This window comes from Spirochaetota bacterium, from assembly GCA_026414805.1.
In the GTDB taxonomy this organism is placed as follows: domain Bacteria; phylum Spirochaetota; class UBA4802; order UBA4802; family UB4802; genus UBA4802.
Genome location: JAOAIH010000069.1, coordinates 1 through 5,718 on the forward strand (window position 1 = coordinate 1; position 5,718 = coordinate 5,718).

5 protein-coding genes are annotated in these 5,718 nt (G+C 32.7%); all 5 read left to right on the forward strand.

Annotated elements, in window-relative coordinates; all coding sequences use genetic code 11:
- A partial coding sequence (locus N3F66_12320; GenBank protein MCX8124929.1) for a 4-hydroxybutyrate CoA-transferase occupies positions 1-580 on the forward strand: 580 nt, incomplete at its 5' end.
- A gap of 101 nt (positions 581-681) precedes the next feature.
- A complete protein-coding gene (locus N3F66_12325; GenBank protein ID MCX8124930.1) occupies positions 682-1,794 on the forward strand; it encodes a hypothetical protein in 1,113 nt (370 codons plus the stop codon).
- Positions 1,795-1,857: 63 nt separating this feature from the next.
- Positions 1,858-2,352, forward strand: a complete 495-nt coding sequence (locus N3F66_12330) for a hypothetical protein (protein MCX8124931.1) — start codon at positions 1,858-1,860, stop codon at positions 2,350-2,352.
- Between the two features lie 21 nt (positions 2,353-2,373).
- A complete protein-coding gene (locus tag N3F66_12335; protein ID MCX8124932.1) occupies positions 2,374-3,591 on the forward strand; it encodes an MFS transporter in 1,218 nt (405 codons plus the stop codon).
- A 145-nt stretch (positions 3,592-3,736) separates the two neighbouring features.
- On the forward strand, positions 3,737-5,710 hold the full coding sequence (locus N3F66_12340; protein MCX8124933.1) for a SpoIIE family protein phosphatase: 1,974 nt from the start codon (positions 3,737-3,739) through the stop codon (positions 5,708-5,710).
- Positions 5,711-5,718: the final 8 nt, after the last annotated feature.

Here is a 5,718-nt window from a genome sequence, read left to right on the forward strand (position 1 = left end):
TTCTGTCATGCGTTTAGTAGAAGCAGGAGTAATTAATGGGGTTAAAAAGACCTTCTATCCTGGTAAGGTTATAGCTGCGTTTGCTGTAGGAACTAAAGAGTTTTATGAATATCTTGATCATAACGAAAATTTCCTCTTCTGTGAGGTTGGGTGGGTTAATACACCGGAAATAATTGCCTTGAATGACAATTTAGTTTCAATCAATAATGCACTGATGATAGATTTAACAGGTCAAGTTGCAGCAGAATCAATTGGTACAAAGCAGTACAGCGGAACTGGTGGACAAGTAAATTTTGTTCATGGTGCCAAAAAATCAAAAGGTGGTAAAAGTATTATTGCTCTCAATTCAACGTATAAGGACAAAGAAGGTAAATTGCATAGTAACATTGTACCGTATTTGCCACTTGGAACGGTGGTCACAACATCCCGCAATGATGTTGAGTATGTAGTAACTGAATACGGTGTTGCAAATTTACGAATGCGAAGTATCTATGATAGAGTTTTTGCATTAATAAACATTGCTCACCCCGATTTCAGGGACCATTTGTGTTTTCAGGCTTCAAAAATAGGCTGGATATAATATTATTATTTTCTAATGTACGAAATAAAAAATCTTGCCAAACTCTTATGCTCATGTAATATATCATTTTAAAAAGTTAAAGTGGGCTATAAGAGTTTGGTATGGATTATACAATTATTCAATATAATAAACATAAACAATTAATTGTTAAAGAATACAATAGAAAAGAGTTTATTGCTGTTTGTTCTGATTTGTTATATAGGCCAAAAAAAATATTTGTTGGTCTTGGAGATTTTCTGGAAATAGGTGATTATAATCAGTTGCTGGATGCTATCTTCTATGACGAAGAAAGCTCAGTTATTGAAAACTTTCTTGATGAAGTCAACAGGAAACTTTCAGAAAAGGGACAAATACCATTTTCATTTTTAAAATTAGCAGTATATTACCCGGATTACCTTTTGAAGGATGTACCAGTACAATGTGCTTCTACAGTGGGCATGAAAACTCGACTTTTTCCTGGCGCAGTGCATTTTATAAATTTCATAAAAGAATACGATCCATCAATTCTTACTGCCATACCCTATGAATTGGCTGTAGAAATAATCAAACGTGTTGGGCTTGACGATAACCACCTTGTAGCAACGGAGTATAAAAAAGTTCCTGGGCTTAAAAATATTGATCTATATGCTGGCGATATTGAACAATTTATTTCTGGTGAAAGAAAAATAATTGAAATTGAAAAATATATGGCTCAAACAAATACAAAAGAAGAAAATGTGCTGTATGTAGGCAGAGGTGAGTCTGGTGTAATTACATTCTCCAAAATCAATTCTATAGCATTTAATCCATCAGATGCTATAATTCCGTTATCTCATATAACAGTGTATGGATCATCTCTTGAATCACTTTTAGTATTATTCAATGATTCAAAAGAAATAAATAAGTTTCTGCTATCTGATTTAGGTGAACATATATTGCCTTCACTTATTGTATTATCTGATGTAAAAGAAAAACCTATTGAAGTCATTGAATTAGAAAAAAAACATAGAAGATTACAGGCAAATATCATTGGTCAACGAATTGAACATGGCACCGAAAGCTATACCACATTAAAACGCGATATTGAGTTATCGCTGAGTGCATACCCTTTTAATTTTCAGGCAATAAAAGATATGGTACGTTCACGGCTAGAAAAATTCAAAGTCAATCCACAAGGGTTTATTGATGAAATATGTGCGATAGCTCAAAAGAGATATCAAAGCTGGGGGATGTGACATACAATATGATGCCTTATTAAATGCGCGTGAAATGAAAAATTATTTTAGGGAGGGAGTACTGTGGCAGCAGTAAAACAAATTTTTGCTGCAGCGTTTGCTTTTGGTATTGTGTTAATTTTCCAAACTTATCTTTCTGCACAAACTGTAGGATATAATCACATATTTTTAGGATCAAAGTATAGCACTATAAAAGAAATATTACAATATCATGATTACAGATATAAAGAGATGAAAGTTGGTGCAATCAAGGTGATAGAGTATGGTGATTCACAATCCAGTGGAATGCTGATATTTGATCTTTTTGATAGATTATATACGGTGATTGTTACCATCCCTGTTACCGATTCACAATATGAGCAATTACAGCATCATTTACAGCAAAAATACGGTGAGTTTACATTTGATAAAAATGCATTTTATTGTTCAATTGGGATGTACCGTGTTGGACTCTATTATAACAAAGCTGCAAAAACAGCTACTGTAGAGTATAGTCATGTCATGCCTTTATTTTATCCAAAGGTACCAGAAGAAAAAAATCCCTTTTCACAATTTTAATTTTTTTTACAGGCAACGATTGTGAGTAACTATCGCTTATATGGCTTTATACTTTTATCCCTTTTGTATTTAACACAGGGTATTCCCTTTGGATTTCAAGTTACTGCGCTACCTGTTATTTTACGGCAATCTGGAATATCATTAACAATGATTGGATTCAGTAGTATGCTTGCATTGCCATGGATGCTTAAAATTGTGTGGGCACCGTTGGTTGACAGATTCTGGATGCATTCTTTAGGAAGAAGAAAATCATGGTTGTTACCCTTGCAGACATTAATGCTTGTATCAGCTTATAGCGCCACTCATATAAATATAACTTTGAATCCCGTATTGTTTGGTGCAACTATACTTGTTATGAACTTTTGTGCTTCAGTACAGGATGTTGCGGTTGATGGATTGGCAATTGATATTTTAAAAGATAGTGATCTGGGGTATGGTAATGCCATTCAAGTAGTAGGTTATAAAATGGGTATGCTCATTAGCGGCGGTTTTCTGGTATGGTTGAGTTCATACATTGGATGGCATAATGTTTTTTATACCATAGGTGGTCTTATTGCTGTTCCTTTATTCCTTCTTATTCCCTACAAAGAAACCAGTATGGTACAAAACAAATGTAATTATATAACCATCAAAGATATATTTGACCACATAAAGAAAGCTCTTACACAACATGGGATGATCATCATATTGTTACTGATAGCAACATACAAAACAGGAGAAACATTCATTGACGGAATGTTCAAACCATTTCTAGTTGACCGTGGTTTTTCTGCATCACAAATAGGATTGTGGCAGGGAACGTATGGCATGGCAGCGTCTATTGCAGGTTCAATGATTGGAGGTGTTCTTGCATCCCGATACGGAATTATGAGAGGACTGGGAATTTCATTGCTTACACGCATTGTGCCTTTATGTGGAGAATGGTATTGCACATTGAAACCGCCCTCAGAAGAAGTGATTATCGTTATAACCATCGCTGAACATTTTTTTGGTGGAATGCTGACAACTGCAATGTTTGCGTTCATGATGTATATAGTGGACAAGGTGATTGGGGCAACACATTATACTGTGCTTGCAACCATTGAAGTGATTGGAAAATCACCAGGAATGTGGTTTTCAGGGCTTTTGGCCGATAGCTTTGGGTATTCTTATTTGTTTGGATTAGGTATTATTCTTTCAATAATACCCATATTTCTTTTTATGATGGTTAAGAGAGCATTGGGTAACTACCAACACTAGAAACTATTAATTGATTATAGAAGGAAGCATTTTATTAAAAACTTTATTAATATTATTTAAATTATTCTTTACTTTTTACATCGAGCTCTTTATAGTAGTGAAGCTTAATATAACAATTTAAATTATGTAAATTAAATATCATCACATGTATAGGAAAATTATTGTTATTGTTGTTATCTTTGTTGTAAGTATAGTACTATTTGTTAGTTGCCATAATAAAAGAAATGTACATAAACCCAAAGCTATAGAAGGGGTTTTAGACTTACGTAATTGGGATGAATCTTCAAACCAGGTACTATCTTTAGATGGGGATTGGGAGTTTTACTGGAATCAACTTATAGAACCATCCAGATTTACAAAAAAAATAAAACCATTTACATATATTGAAGTTCCTAAAGCATGGAATAAGCAGAGTAATTTTAGATACTCCTTTCCTGCTTTTGGATATGCTACATACAGACTGCATATAATTCATGATGTAAAATATGTTGGGCAAATTAAAACAATTATTATGCCGTATGTGCATTCTGCATATACCCTCTGGATAAATGGAAAAATTGTTAGCAAGAATGGCACGGTAGGAAGTTCAAAGGCGTCTATGGTTCCTTTTCAGTTACCCGTTGTTACTCAATTTGTAATTGATTCAACAGTTACTGAAGTTGTTTTGCATATATCAAATTTTCAACAAAGGACAGGTGGTATTTTACGGAGCATTAAATATGGTAATTATGATATAATAAATAAACAATATGAATTAGACCTTTTTATTACTTTATTTGTTTCAGCATCGCTTTTTGTAATACTTCTCTATCATATAGGACTTTTTGTTGTAAATAAAGGTTATAAACCAAATCTATATTTTGCCTTTTTTTGTGCAATCATAGGGTTGAGGCTTCTATTAACAGATGAAAAACTCTTTGTAAAGATGTTCCCATCTTTACCATGGGATATATATTTGCGAATGGAGTATTGTACTATTTTATTAGGGATTATTTCCTTTGCTTATTTTATAAATGGTTTATACCCAAAAAAAGTGAATGCAGTAATTTTACGTGTAATAACTATATATTTCAGTTTTTTTGTTTTATTTGTGTTGATTGTTCCTATAACCTATGTATCATATTCTTTGATTTTGATACAAATTGGATTATTATTATCAGCTGTATATTTTTTGTTTGTTTTAATAAAAGTAACATCAATCGAATTACCAAATTCGATAATATATTTCAGTGGTTATATAATCTTGTTTCTCACTCTTGTAAATGATATTTTGTATACTCAACAATTAATAAATAGTATTTATTTGTTTGAATTAGGTCTATTAGTTTTTGTGTTTACACAATCATTAGCTGCACTTGAGGAATCAATTAAAATTCAAAATCGATTAATTACTATAAATAGTGAGTTAGAGATTGCTCGAAGGATTCAGAAAACAATTTTACCTGAAACTACACCTTCAACTACTTCTATCCATGTTGAAGCGTGTTATATACCAATGGATGAAATAGGGGGTGATTTTTATCATTTTTACGAGTTAAATGAAGATAAGATAGGAATCATTATAGCTGATGTTACCGGGCATGGGATCCCAGCATCGCTGATAGCATCTACAGTTAATATTGCATTTTCATTACAAAGGAACCACGCAGATAATCCCGCTGCAGTTCTAGCTAATATGAATAATATTTTATATGGTAAAACAGGAGAACAGCCTATCACTGCACTGTACACATACGTTGATGCTTCGCAAAAGGTAGTAAAATTTTCAAGGGCAGGGCATCCACTACCATTAATTTTACAGGGAAGTACCGGTAAGGTAATTGAGATAGATGTACCTGGAAAAATTCTTGGAGTTTTTAAGACAATAAAAAATAAAATTACCAGCTATAAAATTAGCAGCACTGATAGAATTATATTATATACTGATGGAATAACAGAAATACGCAATAGCAGAAACCAAATATTTGGAATTGAGCGATTTATCTCTTGCATTGAAAAAAATCATACAAAAAGCACCAGAGACCTTATTGATAGTATTGTTGATACTGTTATACAATGGGCTGGAAGCAAGGATAAAATAACTGATGATATAACTCTGGTAATTGTTGATATTAAATAAACTTTTAT

Bases quoted from the DNA above. Each gene is read 5' to 3' on its own strand.
- N3F66_12325 (MCX8124930.1), top strand. From the start codon at position 682: ATGGATTATACAATTATTCAATATAATAAACATAAACAATTAATTGTT.
- N3F66_12340 (MCX8124933.1), top strand. From the start codon at position 3,737: ATGTATAGGAAAATTATTGTTATTGTTGTTATCTTTGTTGTAAGTATA.